The following is a 19,666-nucleotide window of genomic DNA, read 5'->3' on the forward strand; positions in this document are numbered from 1 at the left end:
TCAATCGTTTAGATACAAAAATTCTTACGTAAACGTAAGATGTTTTGTCACTGGATTGTTACTCCGCGGCCCGCTTTTCATGGTGCAGCGCAAGATATTCGGCGCTCCGCATCTCGAACAGTCGCGACGCCGTGCGATCGAATTCAAAGCCTTCGGTGCCCCGGCGATGGACGAGCAGGTTCTCCGGCAACGCCGCCGCGGATATGTAAAGCCGCACGGCATGATCATAGAGCGTATCGACCAGAATGATGAAACGCTTGATCTGGTTCCGCTTCTCCGGCCCGAGCAAGGGAACGTGATCGAGAAAGATCGTATCGAAGTGTTCGGCGATGGCCAGGAAGTCGGCGGCCCCGAACGGCTTGTCGCAGAGATCCGCGAAAGAGAAGCGCGCCATGCGGTCGGCGGCAAGCGGCACATGGATGGAGCGGCCCTTCATCGGAATATCGAGCGGCTTCGCCTTGCGCCCATGCAGCGCCTGCGTCCAGGACGCCTCCATCGCCATGTCGTTATGTTCGCTGATCGGCACGAGATAGACCGGTTGGCTATTCTGCTTCTCCATCCGGTAGTCGGTCGGCGAATCCAGCGTGACGACATCGACATGCTGCTTGAGCAGAGCGACGAAGGGCAGGAACAGGCCGCGATTGAGCCCATCCTTGTAGAGATTGTCCGGCTCGACATTCGAGGTCGCGACCAGCACGCATCCCCGCGCGAAGAGTTCGGAAAACAACCGCGACAGGATCATCGCGTCGGCAATGTCGGTGACGGTGAATTCATCGAAGCAGAGCAGTTCCGCTTCCTCGTAGAGGGCTGCGGCGACCGGCGGCATCGGATCGGCCTGCTTCGTCTCGCCGTTCTTGAGCTTCAGCCGGTGTGCCGCGATACGGTTGTGCACATCCGCCATGAATTCGTGGAAATGCGCCCTGCGCTTCTTCCTGCACGGCGCCATGGCAAAGAACATGTCCATCAGCATGGTCTTGCCGCGTCCGACGCTGCCGTGAATGTAAAGCCCCTTGATGCCGTCGGCGGCTTTCTTCTTCTTGGCAAACAGCCAGCCGAGCGCGCTCGCTTTGGCCGCCGGCCGCAACTGCTTCAGCCCGGCAAGCACCCGATCCAGGCTTTTGGCCACGTCCATCTGGGCGGAATCGACCTGCAACGCACCGGCAAGCGTCAGCGATTTAAGCTGTTCGCAAACGCTGAGCGTATAATCTGGCATTGGCTGCATGAGGGCACGTCCGCCTGTCAGTCATCAGCGGCGCGCCGCCGGATCGTTTACCGCGCGGTTGGTTTACCGGCTGAGGCTGATCTGCTGACCGGTATTTGTCTGGCCCTGGAAGCGATTGTCGGCTGTCTTGTAGACGCTGCCGATCTGGTTGCCCGAACGATCCTTGAGCAGCACCTGCTTGCCCGCGACCTCCCAGGAGCCCATCGCCGTCAGCTCGCCGACGCAACCGCGCGTGCCGCCACGCGACCCGCTGCCGAGATTGGTGAGCGTCAGGAACATATCGCAGCTGCCATTGACGCGCCAGCTTCCGACCATTGATTCCTTGGTGACGTCGAGCGCATTCGCAGCCATGGCGCCGGACTGTGCCCCAGGCATCGGTGCCGTCGCCGTCGGCGCGGCCGGGAACTGCGAGCTGCCGGTCGGCGGCGGAAGCTGACCGCCCTGGACGGACGGGACAGGCTGTGCCGTCAACGGCGCCGGTCCGGCGTTCGAGTTGGAGCTGTAATCATATGCCGTACGCTGACAACCGGCTAGCGCGAGAGCCACCACCAGACCTGTCATCGCATATCGCAACTGCATCATCATACTCCTGAATTCGGCTATCGCCGCAAAGAACGGGCGTGAGACAAGTTCGATTATCGTAATTCGCTTTGGTTAATCAAGTCGGGTTGCAGAAATTGCCCGTGACAACACCTAACCGAAAAACGATACAGTTCAACTGCCCTGCTGCAAAACTTCCTGCACATAGAATTTGTCAGCAAGGTGTTGCGCACGCTCATCTCTGTCAGGATTTCTGCCAAACTCCCGCAATGTCTCGGAATAGTGCTCGAACGAGCTGCGCACGAATAACCGCACCGGCTCCGGCGGCAGACCTTCACCCATCTCACGGGTCCGCTTCTTAACATGCACGAGATCGAGAATCGCCGCCCGAAATATAGATAAAGCGGCAATCATAATCGCTGTCGGGAGACGGAAAGCCCCAGGCGCGGCTGCCGCTTTCGATCGCCAGACCGATGCGGATGCCCTGCTCGCGAACCGAGGCGAGCCGCGACTTGATCTCCGCGACGGCTGCGGGATCGAAGCCGTCCAATCCGCCGGTGGCATGCATGCCGATCAGACCCGGCGCTCGACCATCATCTTCTTGATTTCGGCGATCGCCTTGGCCGGGTTGAGGCCCTTCGGGCAGGTCTGCGCGCAGTTCATGATCGTATGGCAGCGGTAGAGGCGGAACGGGTCCTCGAGATTGTCGAGACGTTCGCCGGTCGCCTCGTCTCTGGAGTCGATCAGCCAGCGATAGGCCTGCAGCAGAACGGCCGGACCGAGATAACGGTCGCCGTTCCACCAATAGCTCGGACAGGAGGTCGAGCAACAGGCGCAGAGGATGCATTCATAAAGGCCGTCGAGCTTCTGCCGGTCCTCATGGCTCTGCTTCCATTCCTTGGCCGGAGACGGCGACACCGTCTTCAGCCAGGGCTCGATTGAGCGATGCTGGGCGTAGAAGTTACTGAGATCGGGCACCAGATCCTTGACGACGGGCAGATGCGGTAGCGGATAGATCTTCACCGCGCCGGTAATATCGTCGAGGCCCTTGGTGCAGGCAAGCGTGTTGGTGCCGTCGATGTTCATCGCGCAGGAACCGCAGATGCCCTCGCGACAGGAGCGGCGCAAGGTCAGCGTCGGGTCGATCTTGTTCTTGATGTAGAGCAGACCGTCGAGCACCATCGGGCCGCAATCGTCGACATCGATGTAGAAGGTGTCGATCGACGGGTTCTGGCCATCGTCCGGGCTCCAGCGGTAGACGCGGAACTCGCGGGTGTTGGTCGCACCCGCCGGCTTCGGCCAGACCTTGCCTTCGCGCATCTGAGAATTCTTGGGGAGAGCGAGTTCAACCATATCCGGTTCCTCTTGAAATCAGTACACGCGAGCTTTTGGCTCGATCTTATGCGGATCGATGCCTTCGGCGATGAGCTCGGTGTGAACAGGGCGATAGTCGAGCTTGACGTCGCCTGCCTCGTTCACCCAGGCAAGCGTATGCTTACGCCAGTTGACGTCGTCGCGGCCGGCGAATGCACCCTCGGTATAATCCTCGCGAGCGTGCGAACCGCGGCTCTCCTTGCGGGCCTCGGCGCCGTAGATCGTCGTGATGGCGTTGGCCATCAGGTTCTGCAGTTCGAGCGTTTCCACCAGGTCGGAGTTCCAGACCATCGAACGGTCGGTGACCTTGATGTCCTGCATCTCGCCCCAGATCGCCGAAATGCGCCGGCAACCGGATTCCAGCGATTCCTGCGTGCGGAACACGGCCGCATCTTCCTGCATGGCGCGCTGCATCTTCTCGCGCAGCACAGCCGTCGGCGTGCCGCCGCTGGCGTGACGCAGGCCGTCGAAGCGGTCCATGATCTTGTCGCAGGCCGCGACGTTGAGATGCGGGATGGGCGCCGCGCGGTCGATGACTTCGCCGGCGCGGATCGCGGCGGCGCGGCCGAAGACCACGAGGTCGATCAGCGAGTTGGAGCCGAGGCGGTTGGCGCCGTGCACCGAGGCGCAGCCGGCTTCACCGACCGCCATCAGGCCGGGAATGATCCGCTCCGGATTGGCGCCATCGGCGTTCAGCACTTCGCCCCAGTAATTGGTGGGAATGCCGCCCATATTGTAGTGAACGGTCGGCAGAACCGGGATGGGCTCGCGCGTGACGTCGACGCCGGCGAAGATCTTGGCGCTCTCGGAAATCCCCGGCAGGCGCTCATGCAGAACGGCCGGATCGAGGTGGTCGAGATGCAGGAAGATGTGATCCTTGTTCTTGCCGACGCCGCGGCCTTCGCGGATCTCCAGCGTCATGCAGCGCGAAACGACATCGCGCGAGGCAAGATCCTTGGCCGAAGGCGCATAACGCTCCATGAAGCGTTCACCCTCGGAGTTGACGAGGTAACCACCTTCGCCGCGCGCGCCTTCCGTGATCAGACAGCCCGAACCGTAGATTCCGGTCGGGTGGAACTGCACGAATTCCATGTCCTGCAGCGGCAGGCCGGCGCGTGCCACCATGCCGCCGCCGTCGCCGGTGCAGGTGTGGGCCGAGGTTGCCGAGAAATAGGCGCGGCCGTAGCCGCCGGTCGCCAGCACCACCATCTTGGCGGCGAAGCGATGGATCGTACCGTCATCGAGGCACCAGGCGACGACACCGGTGCAGCGGCTGCCGTCCTCAGACATGATCAGGTCGAGCGCGAAATATTCGATAAAGAATTCGGCATTGTTGCGCAGCGACTGACCGTAGAGCGTATGCAGGATGGCGTGGCCGGTGCGGTCGGCAACGGCGCAGGTGCGCTGGACTGGCGGGCCTTCGCCGTAATTCTGCATGTGGCCGCCGAAGGGGCGCTGGTAGATCTTGCCTTCCTCGTTGCGCGAGAACGGCACGCCGTAATGCTCGAGCTCATAGACCGCCTTCGGCGCTTCCATGGTGAGATACTGCATGGCGTCGACGTCGCCGAGCCAGTCGGAACCCTTGACCGTATCATAGAGATGCCACTGCCAGCTATCCGGTGTGATGTTGCGCAGCGAGGCGGCGATGCCGCCCTGGGCCGCAACCGTGTGCGAGCGGGTCGGGAACACCTTGGTGATGCAGGCGGTGCGGAAACCCTGCTCGGCCATGCCGAGGGTGGCGCGCAGACCCGCGCCGCCGGCGCCGACGACGATCACGTCATAGGAGTGGTCGACATATTTGTAGGCTTTGCCATTCTGGGCGGGTGAGGTCGGTGCCATATCGAGCTTATCCTACGAATGCGATTTTCAGAATGGCGAAGAGACAGAGGCTGGCGATCACGATCGCAAAGAAGGTGTTCAGCATCAGCAGAGCGATCTTGCCGAATTCGCCATGCACGTAGTCTTCGATGATGACCTGCATGCCGAGCTTCATATGGATGACGCCCGATATCACCATCAATCCCATGACAACGGCGACAAAGGGGTTCGACAGGGCGCGAACCACGTCCGCATAGGGCGCGCCGGCATAGGTGATCATGAAGATTACGAAGAAGAGGATCAACGGAATATTGGAGACCGCGGTCAGCCGCTGACGCCAGAAATGGCTCGTGCCTTCCTTGGCGGAGCCGAGCCCGCGAACCTTGCCGAGGGGGGTGCGCATATCCATGAGAGGACCTTCAGAAGCGAATGAGGAAGCCGATCACCCAGACCAGCACGGTCAGACAGAGCGACCCGATGATGTTGGCGATGGCGAGTTTGGTCGAGACTTCCTTCTCGAAGCCGTAGCCAAGATCCCACATGAGATGGCGCAAACCGCCGAGCATGTGGTGCAGCAGCGCCCAGGTATAACCGAGCAGCACCAGCTTGCCGAGAAGGCTTCCGAGCACCCAATTGGCCCAGTCATACGACGCTTGGCCGCTTGCCGCCGCGATCAGCCACCAGGCGACCAGCAGCGTGCCGACATAGAGCGCACCGCCGGTGATGCGGTGGACGATGGACATGACCATGGTGGGAATAAGTTTGTAGACTTGCAAATGCGGCGACAGGGGCCGGTTATTTGTCACGTTCGCCATCAGAACCTCGCGGCGGCTTCTCTGCGCTCCCGGATTTCGGAGCATGCTCAGTCAACCACACGAATGACAAAATTCTCTGTGTGCGTTGCATCAATTGCGACGTTTACTCACCGGAAAGCCCGACGACAAGCACAATCGCTGTGCGCTATTAATTTAATCGATTCGGGTTGCCGCGAAGTTTGCGGGCGGGAGAAGCTCCAGAAAGGTGCGAAGCGGCCTTCCACCCGGAATTCCGTAAGAACAAAAGGTTAAGGGCGGTTCTGCGCCTCGGCGAAGAGGCTGAACCGCCCCAACGAAACTCGGCTTAATATTTATGCCGTTCCTTCCAGGCGCATGGACAAGCAGCGGCTTTTGGCGCAATCTGGCATTAACGATTTGTTAACGATCGGGAATTCCGGAGGCCGACATCCATGTTTCGCAGTCTGTCTGCAGTCGCCCTGCTTGGGCTCTCCGCGCTTGTCGCCTTGCCTGCCGCCGCCGGCGAGCGCCGTTTCGATCATCGCTTTGCCGATCATCGCTTCCTTGGCCACCGCCACGTCTTGCACAATGGCTTGCTTCTCGGCCAACGCCTCGGCTGGCGCGATCGCGGCATCCGTTTCGACAGCGCCTATATTCGCCGACCCGGCAGGGAGCGTATGCCGTTCCTGAAGCAGTTTTCGTCCCCGGCGACAAATCGCGTTGCCCGCAGCAGCCTGGTTATCTTCGCGCCCCAGCCGCCGGGTGGCGGCAGCGGCGACACCTATGCCGGCTCCTATGCCTATCAGATCGATGGCGGGACTTATGTCGGCGGCAATGGCTATGGGTATTATCCGGGCGCACGGCTCGCGCCCCAGGCGCCGAATGCGAAGGTCATCGACGTCGGCGTCCAGGACGATCCCTGCAGCTACGAGGCCAATGTCTGCGTGATCCGGCCTTAAGATCTTGAGCCGAAGCGCCAGACCGTCGTCTTCTTGATTTCGCTGTCCTCCAGCGCCCGCGTCACCGGCACCTGATAGGCCGCACAGAATTCCAGCTGTTCCCGTGGCAGATAGCTTCTCCCGGGATCGCCGACCAGAACCAATATGCCTTCCCCCGTCAGCCTCGTCAGCCAGGGAACGAGCGCATCGGCGAAGACACGGTCGTAGAAGACGTCGCCGGCAAGCACGACATCGGCGGCGATATCCTGTCCGATCAGATCGGCGCCGGTAAATCCGAGAAAAACGCCGTTGGCCCTGGCGTTCAGCCGGATCGCCGTCTCCGCCCAGGGATCGATATCGGCGGCCGTCACCTCACGCGCACCGGCCATCATCGCCGCAATCCCGACGAGGCCGGAGCCGCTGGCAAAATCCAGCACGCGCTTGCCGCGCACCATTTCCGGATAATCGAGAATGTAGCGCGCCAGTCCCTGCCCGCCCGCCCAGGCGAAAGCCCAGAAAGGCGGCGGCAGACCGATCGCTTCCAGCTCTTCCTCCGTCTTCAGCCAGAGCTCATGCGCCTCGCTGGCCAGATGGAGCGAAATTTCCGGCACATGCGGCGGCGCCATCAGACTGGTATTGGCGCGGATGAAGGCTTCCGGATCGGTTTTCAACGCGGGGGATTGTCGAGCCCGCCCATGCGGCAGACTTCGGCCCACTCATCGTCGGTGACCGGCTGCACGGAAAGGCGCATGGAGGTGACGAGCGACATCTTGGTGAGCTTCTCGTTCGCCTTGATATCCTTCAACGTCACCGGCTTCGGCATGTCCATGACGGCGCGGATATCGACGCAATCCCACTTCGGATCGCCTTTTGCGGTGGGGTCGGGATGCGACAGCGCTGCGACTTCGACGATGCCGACGATCTCCAGCCCGTCATTGGAATGGTAGAAGAACCCTTTGTCGCCGATCTGCATCGCCCGCATGTTGTTGCGCGCCAGATAGTTGCGCACGCCGGTCCATTCCGTGCCCTTTTCGCCGGCGGCCTTTTGCTGCTCCCAGGACCAGGAGGCAGGTTCGGATTTATAGAGCCAATGCGCCATGCTCACGCCTCCGGCTTGTTGAAGACCCAGTTGAAGGGCTTGATATCGACGCTTTCGAACAAACCGGCCATGGCGTAAGGGTCGGCGTCGGCCAGCGCCTTTGCCTCTTGCGCCGTCTCCGCCTTGACAAGCACCAGGCTGCCGCAGGCTTTGCCCTCGTCGTCAAGGAAAGGCCCGGCCATGGAAAGCTTGCCTTCGGCATTGAGCTTGTCGAGATAGGCAAGATGCGTCGGCCGCGTCTCCAAACGAACGTTCAGATGTCCCGGCTTGTCCGTGCAGAGCAGGGCGAAAAGCATGTCTATTCTCCTATTCGGTGGTGATTGGACGCGTCATCAACTGCTCGATGGCGTCCGATATATCGAGCCTGCCGTCGATGATGGCGGAAACGGCGTCGGTGATCGGCATGCTGATCGAAAGCTCCGCGGCAAGCCGCGAGGCGACCGAGGCGGCAAGCGCGCCTTCCACCAGCGCGCCCTGCAGCGGATCGGCCTTTTCCCCGCGCCCGAGCGCAATGCCGAAGCGCAGGTTGCGCGATTGATGGCTCGTTCCCGTCAGCACCAGATCGCCGAGACCGGATAGCCCGCGCACCGTATCCGCCTTCCCGCCTTTGGCGACGACGAAGCGTGACATTTCCGCGAGCCCGCGGGCAATCAGCGCCGCACGGGCGGATTCGCCGATGCCGCGGCCTTCGACGATGCCGCAGGCGATCGCCAGCACATTCTTGAGCGCACCGCCGAGCTGCACGCCGATGCGGTCGCTGGAGGCATAGAGCCGGAAGGTCCGACCTGATATCGCCTGGGCGAGCCGCTCGGCAGTCTCCATATCCGCCGCCGCGATTGCCATCGCCGTCGGCAGGCCCTTGGCGATATCGGCAGCAAAGCCCGGACCCGAGAGCACCGCGATCGGATGGTCCGGCAGTTCCCGCTCCAGCATGTCGGTCAACAGCTTGCCGGTCGCCCGCTCGATGCCCTTGGCACAGGTGACGACAATGGCGTCTTTCGACAGATATGGGCCATAATGCCGCGCCGCATCCGCCTGCGCCTGCGAGGGCATCGCAAAAAGCACGATGGAGGCGCCGGCGATCGCCTCCGCCTCGGCGGCAAATTCGAGCGATTCCGGCAGAACAATGCCGGGCAGCACGGCATCATGCAGACGTTCGCTCTTCAGATCGGCCATCAGCGGTGGATTGCGCCCGACGAGCGTCACTGTGCTGCGACCGGCAAGGGCGATGACGGCTGCAAGCGCCGTGCCGAAAGCGCCCGATCCGACGACGGCGATCCTTTCGCTCATGCCTTGGCTCCTCTCTTTCCAAAGCCGATCAGCCTTTCCGCATTGGCATCGAGCGGCCAGCGCGAGCGCGGCTGGACGTCGAGTGCATCCGGGACCGCACCCGTCGCCATCCGCTCCAGCCCTGCCCAGGCAATCATCACGGCATTGTCGGTGCAGAGGCTCAGCGGCGGCGCGATGAAGCGGAAGCCGTTCTTGTCGCAAAGACCCTGCAGCGTCGCCCGCAGTTCGAGATTGGCGGCGACACCGCCGGCAACGACGAGCGCCGGTTTTTCCTGGTTGACCGGAAACTCGGCCTTGAAACGCTGCAGGCCGCGGCCGATGCGGTCCTTCAGCGTGCGTGAAATCGCCCGCTGGAACGAAGCGCAGATATCCGCCACGTCCTGATCGCTGAGCGGCGCGATCTCCTGCGCCGCCTGCCGCACCGCCGTCTTCAGACCGGAGAAGGAGAAATCCAGCCGCGCGTCGCCGACCAGTGGCCGCGGAAAATCGAAGCGATCGGCGTTGCCGTCCCGCGCCATGCGTTCCACTGCCGGGCCGCCGGGATAGGGCAGGCCGAGCAGTTTTGCCGTCTTGTCGAAGGCTTCGCCGAGCGCGTCGTCGATCGTCGTGCCCCAGCGCTCATAATCTCCGACGCCGCGCACCAGGATGAGCTGGGTATGGCCGCCGGAGACGAGCAGCATCAGATAGGGAAAGGAAAGCCCGTCGGTCAGCCGCGCCGTCAGCGCATGGCCTTCGAGATGGTTGACCGCATAGAGCGGCTTGCCGGCCGCCCTTGCAATCGCCTTGCCGGTCATCAATCCCACAAGCAGCCCGCCGATCAGCCCCGGGCCTGACGTGGCGGCGATGGCGTCGACATCAGCCAGCGACACATTGGCGCGCTTCAGCGCCTCCTCGATCAACTCGTCCAGCGCCTCGACATGGGCGCGCGCGGCGATCTCCGGCACGACGCCGCCATAGGCGCTGTGCTCGTCGAGCTGGGAAAGCACGACGTCGGAGAGTATCCTGGAATGGCCCTCCGCATCGCGCTCGACGATCGCCGCGGCGGTCTCGTCGCAGCTCGTCTCGATGCCAAGGATGCGCAGAAAGGGAACCATAAGGCCTGTTCGTTCATTGCGATGGGGCCGAAACCCGTTTACGAGAACTCCGGTAACAACGGAACAGAGCGGATGCAAACAAAACCTTTCCGGATCGGCACGCGGGGCAGCCCGCTGGCGCTTGCCCAGGCGCATGAGGCCCGCGACAGGCTGATGGCGGCGCATCACCTGCCTGAAGAGATGTTCGAGATCGTCGTGCTGTCGACCAAGGGCGATCGCATCACCGACCGGTCGCTGGCTGAAATCGGCGGCAAAGGCCTCTTCACCGAGGAGCTCGAACAGAAGCTTGTCTCAGGCGAGCTGGATTTCGCCGTGCACTCCGCCAAGGACATGCCGACGCACCTGCCGGACGGCCTGCATCTGTCCGCCTTTCTGCCGCGCGAGGATATCCGCGACGCCGTCATCGGCCGCACCGCACCCAAACTGATCGACCTGCCGCATGGCGCCACCGTCGGCTCCTCGTCACTGCGCCGCCAGGCGCTGATCCGCCGCATGCGACCCGACATCAACGTCATAGTCTTCCGCGGTTCGGTCGAAACCCGGCTGCGCAAGCTCGAAGAAGGTCAGGTGGACGCGACGCTGCTGGCGCTTGCCGGCCTCAAGCGCCTCGGCAAGGTCGAAGCGCTGACCGATATCCTCGACCCCGACGCCTTCCCGCCGGCGCCCGCCCAAGGGGCAATCTGCATCGAGAGCCGGATCGGCGATACGAGGATCGACGAGCTGCTGGCATCGGTCAACGATGCCGCGACCTTCGACACCGTCTCCTGCGAGCGCGCCTTCCTCGCTGCTCTCGACGGCTCCTGCCGCACGCCGATCGCCGGCTATGCCGTCTGCGAGGGCGACCTGATCCGCTTCTCCGGCCTGATCCTCACGCCAGACGGCCGCAGCCAGCATGCGGTGACGACGGACGGCCACCGCCGCGATGCGGCCGCACTCGGCACCCGCGCCGGCCAGGATGTGCGCGCAAGAGCCGGCAGCACCTTCTTCGACGACTGGCACTGAAGCAGCCATGCGTGTGCTTGTCACCCGCCCCGCGCATTCAGCGACAAGAACAGCACAACGTCTGCGCGATATGGGCCACGAGCCTCTGCTGCTGCCCCTGCGCCGGCCACAGCACGACAGTGCCGCAGCCGCGGCCGCGCTCGAAGCCACCAGCGGCGCGATCGCGGTGACCAGCGCCGAAGCCGTCAGGGTCGCATCCGCGCTCGGCGAGAAACTTCGTCCGCATCTTGTCCGCCCGCTTTTTGCGGTCGGCGAGATGACGGCGCAAGAGGCGCGCGGACTCGGCTTCCGTTCGGTCGCCGCGTCCGCAGGCAACGGCCGCGATCTCGCCGATCTCATCGCCACGCAGGGAGCGGAGGAGTTGCTCTACCTCGCCGGACTGCCGCGCGCCGAAACCTTCGAAACAAGATTGCGCCAACTCGGCATCCGCTTTTCGGTCGCCGAATGCTATCGCATGACGCCGGTTGCTCCGAGCCCGGCCGAGATCGAAGCTGTCTTTTCCGGCGGCCGCCCTAACGCCGTTCTCTTCTATTCCCGGCAGACGGTGGAAGATTTTTTTCGCCTGGCGGAGCTGCGATCAGCCCTGTCGGGACACCGCGAAATCCGCCTTCTCTGCCTGAGCGAAACGGTGGCGCAGGCCATTCCGATGTCCCTGAAAAAAACTGTGGCGATTTCATCCATGCCGGATGAGCAAAGTCTTTTGTCGCTGCTTTGAAGGCTTTTGAGCCTTTCCTGGTCAGATTGAAGCATTCTGCCGGAGCAGGTTTTCGTCAGGGCAGAGGCGATTGGCGACGGGCATACCCCAAGGTACGTCCGAGCCGATCGCCTCTGATCCTGGCGGAAACATGCCCGGCCCACCGGCCGCACCGCTTCGCCGTGGCGAAGCGACAAGTGCGTCCGGCGATTCCAAAGTCTTGCAGATTTGCCAGGCAAATCTGCGGGAGGGTTGGCTGAAACGGGCCGGCTGATCGACCGGCCGGCTTGGCCGTGGAGCTTGGCTACGACGCGCGCCAGCCGGTCGACCCTCCGACTCCGTTTGAGCCAACAGAAAGCTTCAATCTGACCAGGAAAGGCTCAAACCGCCCAAATTTGATCTAACCTCTTCCCTTAATTGGCATCACTGTCTAGTTTCGTTGCAATGCAGGATAAAGAGGACCTCATGGTATCGGGAAACCCGCCACGCCATTCGAAGAGCGCCGATGAGCCGGTCACGATCGACCTCGATGCACAGGACTTCGCCTCCGAAGCCGATACCACAAAGCCGGTGAACAACGATGCCGGCGACGCCGACAGCCCCCCTGCGGATCTTGGCCCGGCGCCGGAAACCGAAGCGGCGTCGCAGCCTCAACCTGAAAGCAAGCCCGAATCGGAGCCGGAGGAGGAGACGCCGGCAGTCGCCGAACCTTCCTTCACGCCCCCTGCCGAACAGCCCGCGCCGCGGGGCGCCGGCACCTCCGGTCTTATCGCCGCCGGCATTTTCGGCGGCCTCGTGGCGCTGCTTGGCGCAGGCGTCATTCAATATGCCGGTTACCTCCCGGGTTCCTCCGCGCCTGAGACCACCTCGCCCGAGGTGGCCGATCTCTCCGGCGAGATCGACGGCTTGAAACAGACCGTCGCCAACCTTGCCGCCAATCCCGCAAACACGGGCGACGGCGCGCTTGAGACGCGGATCGCCGCGCTGGAAACGGCTGCGAAGAACTCCGCGGCGGGGCCATCGGCGGATCCGGCAAATGTCGAGGCTCTCAACCAGAAGGTTGCGGAGCTCAGCAGTCAGGTCGATCAGCTGCGCTCGATGCTTGCCCAGTCCTCCGACCAGCAGACGAGCAGCGATGCCGATATCGCCAAGCGCCTGGCCGAGGCCGAAAAGAAGCTCAACGAGCCGCGCGAGGATGTTGCCGTCGCGCGGGCGATCGCGGCAGCCGCCCTGAAGGCAGCGATCGATCGCGGCGGGCCGTTCCTGGCCGAGCTGGATACCTTCGCTGGCGTCGCACCCGACGATCCTGCCGTTACGGATCTGCGCGCTTTTGCCGAGACCGGCGTTCCCTCACGCGCCGAGCTGATGCGTCAGGTTCCCGACGTTGCCAACGCCATCATCGAATCGATCAATCAGCCGGATCCAAACCAGAGCTGGTCGGATCGGCTGATGGCGAGCGCAAAATCACTGGTGACGGTCCGACCCGTCGGCAATATCGAAGGCGAAAGCGTTGAGGCGATCGCCGCCCGCCTGGAGGACAAGGTGAAGAACGGCGATCTGCCCGGCGCTTCCGCCGAATGGAACAATCTGCCGGCTGCCGGCAAGCAGGCCTCCGCTGCCTTCAAGCAGTCTCTGGAGGCGCGCATCCGTGTCGAGGAGCTGGTTGGCGGGGCGCTGTCGAAGGCGGTCGCCGGCGCCGGCAAGGAAGGGTGAGACCATGACCAGGCTTGTCATCTTCGCCCTGCTCGTCCTGCTTCTCGCCTATGGCTTTTCCTGGTTCGCCGATCGTCCCGGCGACATCTCGCTGATCTGGGAAGGCCAGATCTACCAGACGAAACTGATCGTCGCCGTCAGCGCGATCATCGCCCTCATCGCCGCCGTGATGATCGCGTGGTGGTTCGTCCGGTTGATTTGGACTTCGCCGCATTCGGTGACCCGCTATTTCCGCGCCCGCAAGCGCGACCGCGGCTATCAGGCGCTGTCGACCGGCCTAATCGCTGCCGGCGCCGGCAATGCATTGCTCGCCCGCAAGATGGCGGCTCGTTCGCGTGGCCTCATCCGCGCCGATCAGGAGCCGCTGATCAATCTGCTCGAGGCCCAGGCCGCACTGATCGAAGGCCGCCATGATGAGGCGCGCGCCAAGTTCGAAGCCATGGCCAACGACCCGGAAACGCGGGAGCTTGGCCTGCGCGGCCTCTATCTCGAAGCCCGCCGCCTCGGAGCCAACGAGGCCGCCCGCCAATACGCCGAAAAGGCCGCCGACAATGCACCTTATCTGCCTTGGGCCGCCCAGGCGACCCTCGAATATCGCAGCCAGGCTGGCCGCTGGGACGATGCGATCCGACTGCTCGAACAGCAGAAGGCCGCCCGCGTCGTCGAAAAACCCGAGGCCAACCGCCTGCACGCCGTGCTCCTGACGGCACGCGCCGCCGAGAAGCTGGAAGGCAACCCGGCCGGCGCCCGCGACGACGCCCTGCAGGCGCTGAAGTTCGCCGCCGATTTCGTTCCGGCCGCTCTCATTGCCGCAAAGGCACTGTTCCGCGAAGGCGGTCTGCGCAAGGCCGCTTCGATCCTCGAACAGGTGTGGAAATCGGCGCCTCATCCCGAGATCGGCCAGACCTATGTCAGAGCCCGCAGCGGCGATTCCACGCTCGACCGGCTGAAGCGCGCCGAACGCCTGGAAGCGATGCGCCCGAACAATGTCGAATCTCTTCTCGTCGTCGCCCAGGCGGCGCTCGACGCGCAGGAATTCGCCAAGGCGCGCGCCAAGGCGGAAGCGGCGGCGCGTATTGAACCGCGAGAAGCCGCCTTTCTGCTGCTCGCCGACATAGAGGAAGCCGAGACCGGCGACCAGGGCCGCGTGCGCCACTGGCTGGCCCAGGCACTGAAAGCCCCGCGCGATCCCGCCTGGGTGGCGGATGGTTTCGTCTCCGACAAATGGCTGCCGGTGTCGCCGGTCACGGGTCGTCTCGACGCCTTCGAATGGAAGGCGCCCTTCGGTCAGATCGAGGGGCCGCTCGAAGAAGGGTCGGCGCCCGCCTCGATCGAAACGGCTCTGAAGACCCTGCCGCCGCTGCGTGACGTCAGGCCAGAGAGCCCGGTCAACGATCATCGCATCATCGAACTCGAACGCGCCGCGACGATCGCCGAGGCCGTGCGCCCGGCGCCGGCACAGTCACCGGCACCGGCAAAGCCGAAACCGGCCGAATCCACCGCCAGCGACAAAGCGCCAGCACCGAACGAAGCAAAGCCCTTTTTCGGCGGATTGCCGGATGATCCCGGCGTTCGCGATCCCAGGACGGAACCGGAACCCAAGACACGGCTTCGCCTTTTCTGACACGGAACGAAACCCGCATGTTCGAACGCTTTCAGGCATTCTTCCAGAAGCTCACCGCCGATCGTCCAAAGAAAGGTTTTGCCCCCGATGACCCGCGCATCGCAGTGGCAGCACTCTGCATGCAGGTGATGGAAGCCGACGGTCAGATCAAGGCTAGTGAAAAGAAGCGGCTGCGCAAGCTCTTGAAGGAGCAGTATTCGCTCGACAGCAAGCAGCTCGATGCTTTGATGGCCGCCGGCCTCGAAGCCGAAAGCTCCGCCGTCGACTATTATCGCTTCACCGCCGACCTGAAACGCCATCTCGATACCGAGCAACGGCTGGAGCTGATCGGCATTCTCTGGGACATCGTTTACGCCGATGGCGAGCGCAGCGAGATGGAAGACCATGTCATCTGGCGTATCGCCGATCTGCTCGGCGTCTCCTCACGCGAACGCATTCAGAAGCGGCAGGAGGCGGCCGCCAGGGTCACGGATATCCAGGTTGCGCAAGATGATGCCGACTGAGCAAAATCCGGGCCGCGACCGGCGCCCGATCCTTATCGTCCTGCATCAGGAGCGGTCCAGTGCCGGCCGTGTCGGGCAATTGCTGGTCGAAAAAGGCTACTGCCTCGATGTCCGTCGCCCGGTCCTCGGTGATCCGCTTCCGACGACGCTCGCAGACCATGCCGGCGCCGTCGTCTTCGGCGGACCGATGAGCGCAAACGATCCGGATGACTTCGTCAAGAAGGAGATCGACTGGATCGAGGTTCCGCTACGGGAAAAACGCCCTTTTCTCGGTATCTGCCTCGGGGCCCAGATGCTGGTGCGTCATCTCGGCGGCAAGGTACAGCCGAATGCCGACGGCTCGACGGAGATCGGCTGGTACCCGCTGCACCCGACCGAGAAAGGCCGCCTGCTGATGCACTGGCCGAAGATGGTCTATCATTTTCACCGCGAAGGTTTCGAGCTGCCACACGGCGCCGATCTGCTCGCCGAAGGCGATGCCTACCCGAACCAGGCCTTCCATTACGACGGCAACGCCTGGGGCCTGCAGTTCCATGCCGAACTCACCCGAGTGATGATGCATCGCTGGGTCGTGCACGGCGCGCATCGCTTCATTCTGCCGAACGCCCAGCAGGGCCGCGAACACCTCGAAGGCCGCATGCTGTTCGACGCGCCGCTGAGAGCCTGGCTGACAGAATTCCTCGATCTCGTCTTCGAGGGAAAGTCGGCGAAGGCGACACCGTCTATCGCTCTGCGAGCATAATCCCGTTTTAGTGGTCAGGCGGGCGCGTCGAGCGTGTCGATCCTGCGCAGCTTCGGGAAACTTGAAGCCCAGATCGCCGCGACCGCCAGTGTTCCGAGCCCGCCGATGACGACTGCCGGCACCGCGCCGAAGACCGATGCCATCGTGCCCGCCCTGAACTCTCCAAGTTCGTTGGAAGCGCCGACGAAGACCATGTTGACCGCATTGACCCGCCCGCGCAGCTGATCCGGCGTCCAGAGCGCGATCAAGCTCTCGCGCACATAGACCGACACCATGTCGGCCGCGCCCATCAGCGCCAGCGCTGCGATCGAAATTTCTGTATTGGACGAGGCGCCGAAGATGATGGTGCCGACACCGAACAGAGCGACGCCGATGAACATATAGAGGCCGGCGCGGTGTTTCAGCGGATAGGCGGCGAGGAAGATCGCCATGACGATGGCGCCGAGCCCCGGTGCTGCCCGTAGCAGTCCAAGGCCCCAAGGGCCAAGCGTCAGAATATCGCGGGCGAAAATCGGCATCAGCGCCGTGGCGCCGCCGAGCAGAACGGCGAAGAGATCGAGCGAGATCGCGCCGAGCACGACTTTTTCGGCGCGGATGAAACTGAAGCCGCCGAGGATCATCGCCCAGCTCTTCGCCTCACCCGTCGTCTTCTGTTCCGGCTTCGGGATCATGAAGAGGAGAGCCGCCCCGAGGACGGAAAAGATGACCGCCACCGTATAGGCGGTCGTCGCACTGACCCCATAGAGCAGGCCGCCGATTACAGGCCCGGTGATCGCCGCAAGCTGCCAGGACGATGAATTCCAGGCGATCGCATTGGAAAGGGCGCGCTCGGGCACGAGGTTGGGTGCGAGAGACTGCACCGCCGGCGACATGAAGGCGCGCTCGATCCCGAAAATCAGAAGCACCGCAAAGACCGGCCAGGGCGCGAAGGTTCCCGTCGCCGTCATGACGAGCAGCGCCAGCGTGCAGAGCGCGCTCACCAGAGAGCAAAGAGCGGCGATGGCCCGGCGATTGTGCCGATCGGCGATCGAACCGGTCACGAGAATGAGCAGCAGCGACGGCAGGAACTGTACGAGCCCGATCAGGCCGAGATAGATCGCCTTGCCGGTCTGGTCGTACATCTGCCAGCCGACGGCAACGCTGACGATCTGTTGCGAGAAGGAAAGCAGAAAGCGCGCGAAGAAGAAACGCGTGTAGGACGAATGCCGAAACGCGGCGAAACGGTCTCCGGTAGGCGAAAACGACATGGGGCCCTGTCCGAGGAAGCGGGCGCGCCGGAATGGCTGCGAGGCCGCCCGTTAAACATGATCTGCCATGCGTTTCGACACGGCACTTGCCCGTTTAGTCGCCAATGTCTACATGTCTGTCAACAACCAATTGGAGACGACGATGTTTGCCTTGTTTCAAACCATTGATTTGGTTTTGAATATTTACACCTGGATCCTGATTGCCAGTGCCGTTTTCTCCTGGCTCTATGCGTTTAACGTCATCAATTCCAGCAACCAGTTCGTCAATTCGGTCGGCATGTTCCTCTACAATGTCACCGAACCCGCGCTGAAGCCGATCCGCCGTCTGCTTCCGAATCTCGGCGGCATCGATATTTCTCCGATCATCCTGCTGGTGATCATCTTCTTCCTGCGTACCTTCCTTTGGACTACGCTATACCCGCTGGTCGCTTGAGCCCTCCCTGGAGATTTTCCGGCGATCAGCTGCGCCTGGCCGTTCGGTTGACGCCGAATGGCGGGCGTGACGCGATCGATGGCGTCGAAGCGGATGGCGACGGCGAGACCCTGTTGAAGGCGCGCGTCACATCAGTGCCCGAGAAGGGCAAGGCCAACAAGGCGCTGATCCTTCTGATCGCCCGGTCGCTGCGCATTCCGAAATCCAGCATCAGCCTCGTCTCCGGCGAGACGGCGCGTAAAAAAATCCTCCGGATTGAGGGCGACCCGGAGGATTTGGTAAAAAAGCTCGAAGCGTTATTGGGCTGAGGGTTCAGCCCTTCGCCTTCTTGGCCCGCTCGACGGCCTCGATGATGAGCTGGCCGGCTTCCTTGGAATCGCCCCAGCCGAAGATCTTCACCCACTTGCCGGGCTCCAGGTCCTTGTAGTGCTCGAAGAAATGCTCGATCTGCTTCAGCGTGATCTCCGGAAGATCGGTAAAGTCCTTCACCTTCTCGTAGCGCAGCGTCAGCTTCGGCGACGGCACGGCAATGATCTTCTCGTCCTTGCCGGAATTGTCTTCCATCTTCAGGACGCCGATCGGACGCACGTTGATGACGCAGCCCGGAACCAGCGGTCGGGTGCTGGCGATCAGCACGTCGATCGGGTCGCCATCTTCAGACAGCGTGTGTGGTACGAAACCGTAATTGCCCGGATAGGTCATCGGCGTGTAGAGGAAACGATCAACGACCAGCGTGCCGGCATCCTTGTCCATTTCATACTTGATCGGATGACCGCCAACAGGAACCTCGACGATAACGTTGACGTCTTCAGGTGGATTATTACCGATTGAAATGGCGTCGATGCGCATAGGATACTCCCGCGGGGTTGAATTGCTCGAAGCCAGATAATCAGTTTCATCTCGCAACGCAACACGGCAGATCACCGATGCGTGATGACACAGGCGTGATGCCGCAAAAACTTTAGAGGAGAGGTGTGCGACGCTCGAGCAGGCCGATCAGTTCCAGATGAAACCGATCTTCTTCAACTGCTTGTGATCGAAATTTTCCATGCCTTCGCAGAAATCGGTCCCGCCATGATGGCGGTAGAAGCGGCTGGCGGCCTCGTTTTCTTCAAGGCACCAGACGACCAGCCCGTTGCAGCCGAGCGACTTCAACAGCCGGCGCGCCTCGCCGAACAGCATGTGGCCGAGACCGATTCCCTGATATTCGGGGCGAAGATAAAGCTCATAGATTTCACCTTCCTGCGGCAGGGCGCGGGCACGGTTGAGACCGAGCGTCGCATAACCGGCGACTGTCCCTGCCACATCGAGAACCAGCAACGTCGCGGGTCCGCGTGTTGCCTTGCGCCACCAATTTTCGCCGCGTCGCTCGATCATCTGCGTCAGCGCGCGATGCGGAATGATGCCCGCATAGGTGTGTTGCCAGGCGAGCCTGTGCGTTTCCGAAATGGCTCGGGCATCGTGCGGTTCGGCCCGCCGGACATCGATCGACAACGTCTTCATAACGTTTACTCTGGTCCTGCCGCAGGCAATTAACCATATGCGGCGAGCGCATCGTGA

The 19,666-nt window shown here is 62.6% G+C and carries 24 protein-coding genes and 1 pseudogene; 9 read left to right on the top strand and 16 right to left on the bottom strand.

Annotated elements, in window-relative coordinates; all coding sequences use genetic code 11:
- Nucleotides 1-58: 58 nt before the first annotated feature.
- The 8 genes and pseudogenes from zapE to sdhC form a co-directional block, all read right to left on the bottom strand.
- On the bottom strand, nucleotides 59-1,222 hold the full coding sequence (gene zapE / locus HJC04_RS10715; protein ID WP_221146068.1) for a cell division protein ZapE: 1,164 nt from the start codon (nucleotides 1,220-1,222) through the stop codon (nucleotides 59-61).
- A gap of 63 nt (nucleotides 1,223-1,285) precedes the next feature.
- Complete coding sequence (locus HJC04_RS10720) at nucleotides 1,286-1,801, bottom strand: protease inhibitor Inh/omp19 family protein (protein ID WP_088391343.1); 516 nt, start codon at nucleotides 1,799-1,801, stop codon at nucleotides 1,286-1,288.
- Between the two features lie 135 nt (nucleotides 1,802-1,936).
- Nucleotides 1,937-2,104, bottom strand: a complete 168-nt coding sequence (locus HJC04_RS31665) for a hypothetical protein (RefSeq protein WP_259668845.1) — start codon at nucleotides 2,102-2,104, stop codon at nucleotides 1,937-1,939.
- Nucleotides 2,105-2,153: 49 nt separating this feature from the next.
- Nucleotides 2,154-2,330, bottom strand: a pseudogene (locus HJC04_RS31670) (DNA polymerase beta superfamily protein); the annotation flags it as partial.
- 5 nt (nucleotides 2,331-2,335) lie between these two features.
- On the bottom strand, nucleotides 2,336-3,115 hold the full coding sequence (locus HJC04_RS10730; RefSeq protein ID WP_210632959.1) for a succinate dehydrogenase iron-sulfur subunit: 780 nt from the start codon (nucleotides 3,113-3,115) through the stop codon (nucleotides 2,336-2,338).
- Nucleotides 3,116-3,133: 18 nt separating this feature from the next.
- Nucleotides 3,134-4,975, bottom strand: a complete 1,842-nt coding sequence (gene sdhA, locus HJC04_RS10735; protein WP_221146070.1) for a succinate dehydrogenase flavoprotein subunit — start codon at nucleotides 4,973-4,975, stop codon at nucleotides 3,134-3,136.
- Nucleotides 4,976-4,982: 7 nt separating this feature from the next.
- Nucleotides 4,983-5,363: a succinate dehydrogenase, hydrophobic membrane anchor protein gene (gene sdhD / locus HJC04_RS10740; protein WP_221102543.1), complete on the bottom strand. Its 381-nt coding sequence runs from the start codon at nucleotides 5,361-5,363 to the stop codon at nucleotides 4,983-4,985.
- A gap of 10 nt (nucleotides 5,364-5,373) precedes the next feature.
- The gene (gene sdhC / locus HJC04_RS10745; RefSeq protein WP_168296584.1) at nucleotides 5,374-5,769 is read right to left on the bottom strand and encodes a succinate dehydrogenase, cytochrome b556 subunit; all 396 of its coding nucleotides are present in this window, start codon (nucleotides 5,767-5,769) and stop codon (nucleotides 5,374-5,376) included.
- Between the two features lie 410 nt (nucleotides 5,770-6,179).
- On the opposite strand from sdhC, the gene HJC04_RS10750 reads away from it, so the two are divergent.
- Nucleotides 6,180-6,686 (top strand): hypothetical protein, encoded by a 507-nt coding sequence (locus HJC04_RS10750; RefSeq protein WP_221146072.1) that lies wholly within the window; start codon nucleotides 6,180-6,182, stop codon nucleotides 6,684-6,686.
- Here the strand turns inward: HJC04_RS10750 and HJC04_RS10755 are convergent.
- Genes HJC04_RS10755 through tsaD form a run of 5 tightly spaced genes read right to left on the bottom strand, consistent with a single transcriptional unit; the run spans nucleotide 6,683 to nucleotide 10,148 of the window.
- The gene (locus tag HJC04_RS10755) at nucleotides 6,683-7,336 is read right to left on the bottom strand and encodes a methyltransferase (protein ID WP_210632963.1); all 654 of its coding nucleotides are present in this window, start codon (nucleotides 7,334-7,336) and stop codon (nucleotides 6,683-6,685) included. The genes HJC04_RS10750 and HJC04_RS10755 overlap by 4 nt on opposite strands.
- Complete coding sequence (locus tag HJC04_RS10760; RefSeq protein WP_210632964.1) at nucleotides 7,333-7,764, bottom strand: EVE domain-containing protein; 432 nt, start codon at nucleotides 7,762-7,764, stop codon at nucleotides 7,333-7,335. The genes HJC04_RS10755 and HJC04_RS10760 overlap by 4 nt, the downstream gene beginning before the upstream one ends.
- Before the next feature lie 2 nt (nucleotides 7,765-7,766).
- On the bottom strand, nucleotides 7,767-8,060 hold the full coding sequence (locus HJC04_RS10765; RefSeq protein ID WP_221146074.1) for a YciI-like protein: 294 nt from the start codon (nucleotides 8,058-8,060) through the stop codon (nucleotides 7,767-7,769).
- Between the two features lie 10 nt (nucleotides 8,061-8,070).
- Nucleotides 8,071-9,054 (bottom strand): NAD(P)H-dependent glycerol-3-phosphate dehydrogenase, encoded by a 984-nt coding sequence (locus tag HJC04_RS10770; RefSeq protein ID WP_221146076.1) that lies wholly within the window; start codon nucleotides 9,052-9,054, stop codon nucleotides 8,071-8,073.
- Nucleotides 9,051-10,148, bottom strand: a complete 1,098-nt coding sequence (gene tsaD, locus HJC04_RS10775) for a tRNA (adenosine(37)-N6)-threonylcarbamoyltransferase complex transferase subunit TsaD (RefSeq protein ID WP_210632967.1) — start codon at nucleotides 10,146-10,148, stop codon at nucleotides 9,051-9,053. The genes HJC04_RS10770 and tsaD overlap by 4 nt, the downstream gene beginning before the upstream one ends.
- Before the next feature lie 72 nt (nucleotides 10,149-10,220).
- Here tsaD and hemC point away from each other — a divergent pair, with 72 nt between their 5' ends.
- The 6 genes from hemC (at nucleotide 10,221) to HJC04_RS10805 (ending at nucleotide 16,426) form a co-directional block, all read left to right on the top strand.
- The gene (gene hemC / locus HJC04_RS10780) at nucleotides 10,221-11,150 is read left to right on the top strand and encodes a hydroxymethylbilane synthase (RefSeq protein WP_221122937.1); all 930 of its coding nucleotides are present in this window, start codon (nucleotides 10,221-10,223) and stop codon (nucleotides 11,148-11,150) included.
- A 7-nt stretch (nucleotides 11,151-11,157) separates the two neighbouring features.
- Complete coding sequence (locus HJC04_RS10785; protein ID WP_210632969.1) at nucleotides 11,158-11,865, top strand: uroporphyrinogen-III synthase; 708 nt, start codon at nucleotides 11,158-11,160, stop codon at nucleotides 11,863-11,865.
- A gap of 423 nt (nucleotides 11,866-12,288) precedes the next feature.
- Nucleotides 12,289-13,557, top strand: coding sequence for a COG4223 family protein (locus HJC04_RS10790; RefSeq protein WP_210632970.1), 1,269 nt, complete (start codon nucleotides 12,289-12,291; stop codon nucleotides 13,555-13,557).
- 4 nt (nucleotides 13,558-13,561) lie between these two features.
- Entirely contained in the window at nucleotides 13,562-15,181 is a 1,620-nt protein-coding gene (locus HJC04_RS10795) for a heme biosynthesis protein HemY (RefSeq protein WP_221122934.1), read from the top strand.
- Nucleotides 15,182-15,198: 17 nt separating this feature from the next.
- Nucleotides 15,199-15,684 (top strand): TerB family tellurite resistance protein, encoded by a 486-nt coding sequence (locus HJC04_RS10800; protein ID WP_085860640.1) that lies wholly within the window; start codon nucleotides 15,199-15,201, stop codon nucleotides 15,682-15,684.
- The gene (locus tag HJC04_RS10805) at nucleotides 15,674-16,426 is read left to right on the top strand and encodes a glutamine amidotransferase (RefSeq protein ID WP_210633045.1); all 753 of its coding nucleotides are present in this window, start codon (nucleotides 15,674-15,676) and stop codon (nucleotides 16,424-16,426) included. Before HJC04_RS10800 ends, HJC04_RS10805 begins: the two co-directional genes overlap by 11 nt.
- Nucleotides 16,427-16,440: 14 nt before the next feature.
- Here HJC04_RS10805 and HJC04_RS10810 read toward each other — a convergent pair whose 3' ends face one another.
- Complete coding sequence (locus HJC04_RS10810) at nucleotides 16,441-17,673, bottom strand: MFS transporter (protein WP_210632972.1); 1,233 nt, start codon at nucleotides 17,671-17,673, stop codon at nucleotides 16,441-16,443.
- Between the two features lie 142 nt (nucleotides 17,674-17,815).
- Here HJC04_RS10810 and HJC04_RS10815 point away from each other — a divergent pair, with 142 nt between their 5' ends.
- Together HJC04_RS10815 and HJC04_RS10820 are read left to right on the top strand one after the other, a co-directional pair.
- The gene (locus HJC04_RS10815) at nucleotides 17,816-18,106 is read left to right on the top strand and encodes a YggT family protein (protein WP_011427104.1); all 291 of its coding nucleotides are present in this window, start codon (nucleotides 17,816-17,818) and stop codon (nucleotides 18,104-18,106) included.
- Complete coding sequence (locus HJC04_RS10820; RefSeq protein ID WP_210632973.1) at nucleotides 18,103-18,414, top strand: DUF167 domain-containing protein; 312 nt, start codon at nucleotides 18,103-18,105, stop codon at nucleotides 18,412-18,414. The genes HJC04_RS10815 and HJC04_RS10820 overlap by 4 nt, the downstream gene beginning before the upstream one ends.
- A 4-nt stretch (nucleotides 18,415-18,418) precedes the next feature.
- Here the strand turns inward: HJC04_RS10820 and ppa are convergent, their stop codons facing one another.
- Together ppa and HJC04_RS10830 are read right to left on the bottom strand one after the other, a co-directional pair.
- Entirely contained in the window at nucleotides 18,419-18,955 is a 537-nt protein-coding gene (gene ppa / locus HJC04_RS10825; protein WP_210632974.1) for an inorganic diphosphatase, read from the bottom strand.
- A 147-nt stretch (nucleotides 18,956-19,102) separates the two neighbouring features.
- On the bottom strand, nucleotides 19,103-19,609 hold the full coding sequence (locus HJC04_RS10830; protein ID WP_011427107.1) for a GNAT family N-acetyltransferase: 507 nt from the start codon (nucleotides 19,607-19,609) through the stop codon (nucleotides 19,103-19,105).
- Nucleotides 19,610-19,666 lie beyond the last annotated feature (57 nt).

Origin of the sequence: Rhizobium sp. NLR8a, from assembly GCF_019685235.1 — a bacterium.
GTDB lineage: Bacteria > Pseudomonadota > Alphaproteobacteria > Rhizobiales > Rhizobiaceae > Rhizobium.

Coding starts and splice junctions, on each gene's coding strand:
- zapE (WP_221146068.1), bottom strand. CDS start 1,222: ATGCAGCCAATGCCAGATTATACGCTCAGCGTTTGCGAACAGCTTAAA.
- HJC04_RS10720 (WP_088391343.1), bottom strand. CDS start 1,801: ATGCAGTTGCGATATGCGATGACAGGTCTGGTGGTGGCTCTCGCGCTA.
- HJC04_RS31665 (WP_259668845.1), bottom strand. CDS start 2,104: ATGGGTGAAGGTCTGCCGCCGGAGCCGGTGCGGTTATTCGTGCGCAGC.
- HJC04_RS10730 (WP_210632959.1), bottom strand. CDS start 3,115: ATGGTTGAACTCGCTCTCCCCAAGAATTCTCAGATGCGCGAAGGCAAG.
- sdhA (WP_221146070.1), bottom strand. CDS start 4,975: ATGGCACCGACCTCACCCGCCCAGAATGGCAAAGCCTACAAATATGTC.
- sdhD (WP_221102543.1), bottom strand. CDS start 5,363: ATGGATATGCGCACCCCCCTCGGCAAGGTTCGCGGGCTCGGCTCCGCC.
- sdhC (WP_168296584.1), bottom strand. CDS start 5,769: ATGGCGAACGTGACAAATAACCGGCCCCTGTCGCCGCATTTGCAAGTC.
- HJC04_RS10750 (WP_221146072.1), top strand. CDS start 6,180: ATGTTTCGCAGTCTGTCTGCAGTCGCCCTGCTTGGGCTCTCCGCGCTT.
- HJC04_RS10760 (WP_210632964.1), bottom strand. CDS start 7,764: ATGGCGCATTGGCTCTATAAATCCGAACCTGCCTCCTGGTCCTGGGAG.
- HJC04_RS10765 (WP_221146074.1), bottom strand. CDS start 8,060: ATGCTTTTCGCCCTGCTCTGCACGGACAAGCCGGGACATCTGAACGTT.
- HJC04_RS10770 (WP_221146076.1), bottom strand. CDS start 9,054: ATGAGCGAAAGGATCGCCGTCGTCGGATCGGGCGCTTTCGGCACGGCG.
- tsaD (WP_210632967.1), bottom strand. CDS start 10,148: ATGGTTCCCTTTCTGCGCATCCTTGGCATCGAGACGAGCTGCGACGAG.
- hemC (WP_221122937.1), top strand. CDS start 10,221: ATGCAAACAAAACCTTTCCGGATCGGCACGCGGGGCAGCCCGCTGGCG.
- HJC04_RS10785 (WP_210632969.1), top strand. CDS start 11,158: ATGCGTGTGCTTGTCACCCGCCCCGCGCATTCAGCGACAAGAACAGCA.
- HJC04_RS10790 (WP_210632970.1), top strand. CDS start 12,289: ATGCAGGATAAAGAGGACCTCATGGTATCGGGAAACCCGCCACGCCAT.
- HJC04_RS10795 (WP_221122934.1), top strand. CDS start 13,562: ATGACCAGGCTTGTCATCTTCGCCCTGCTCGTCCTGCTTCTCGCCTAT.
- HJC04_RS10800 (WP_085860640.1), top strand. CDS start 15,199: ATGTTCGAACGCTTTCAGGCATTCTTCCAGAAGCTCACCGCCGATCGT.
- HJC04_RS10805 (WP_210633045.1), top strand. CDS start 15,674: ATGCCGACTGAGCAAAATCCGGGCCGCGACCGGCGCCCGATCCTTATC.
- HJC04_RS10810 (WP_210632972.1), bottom strand. CDS start 17,673: ATGTCGTTTTCGCCTACCGGAGACCGTTTCGCCGCGTTTCGGCATTCG.
- HJC04_RS10815 (WP_011427104.1), top strand. CDS start 17,816: ATGTTTGCCTTGTTTCAAACCATTGATTTGGTTTTGAATATTTACACC.
- ppa (WP_210632974.1), bottom strand. CDS start 18,955: ATGCGCATCGACGCCATTTCAATCGGTAATAATCCACCTGAAGACGTC.
- HJC04_RS10830 (WP_011427107.1), bottom strand. CDS start 19,609: ATGAAGACGTTGTCGATCGATGTCCGGCGGGCCGAACCGCACGATGCC.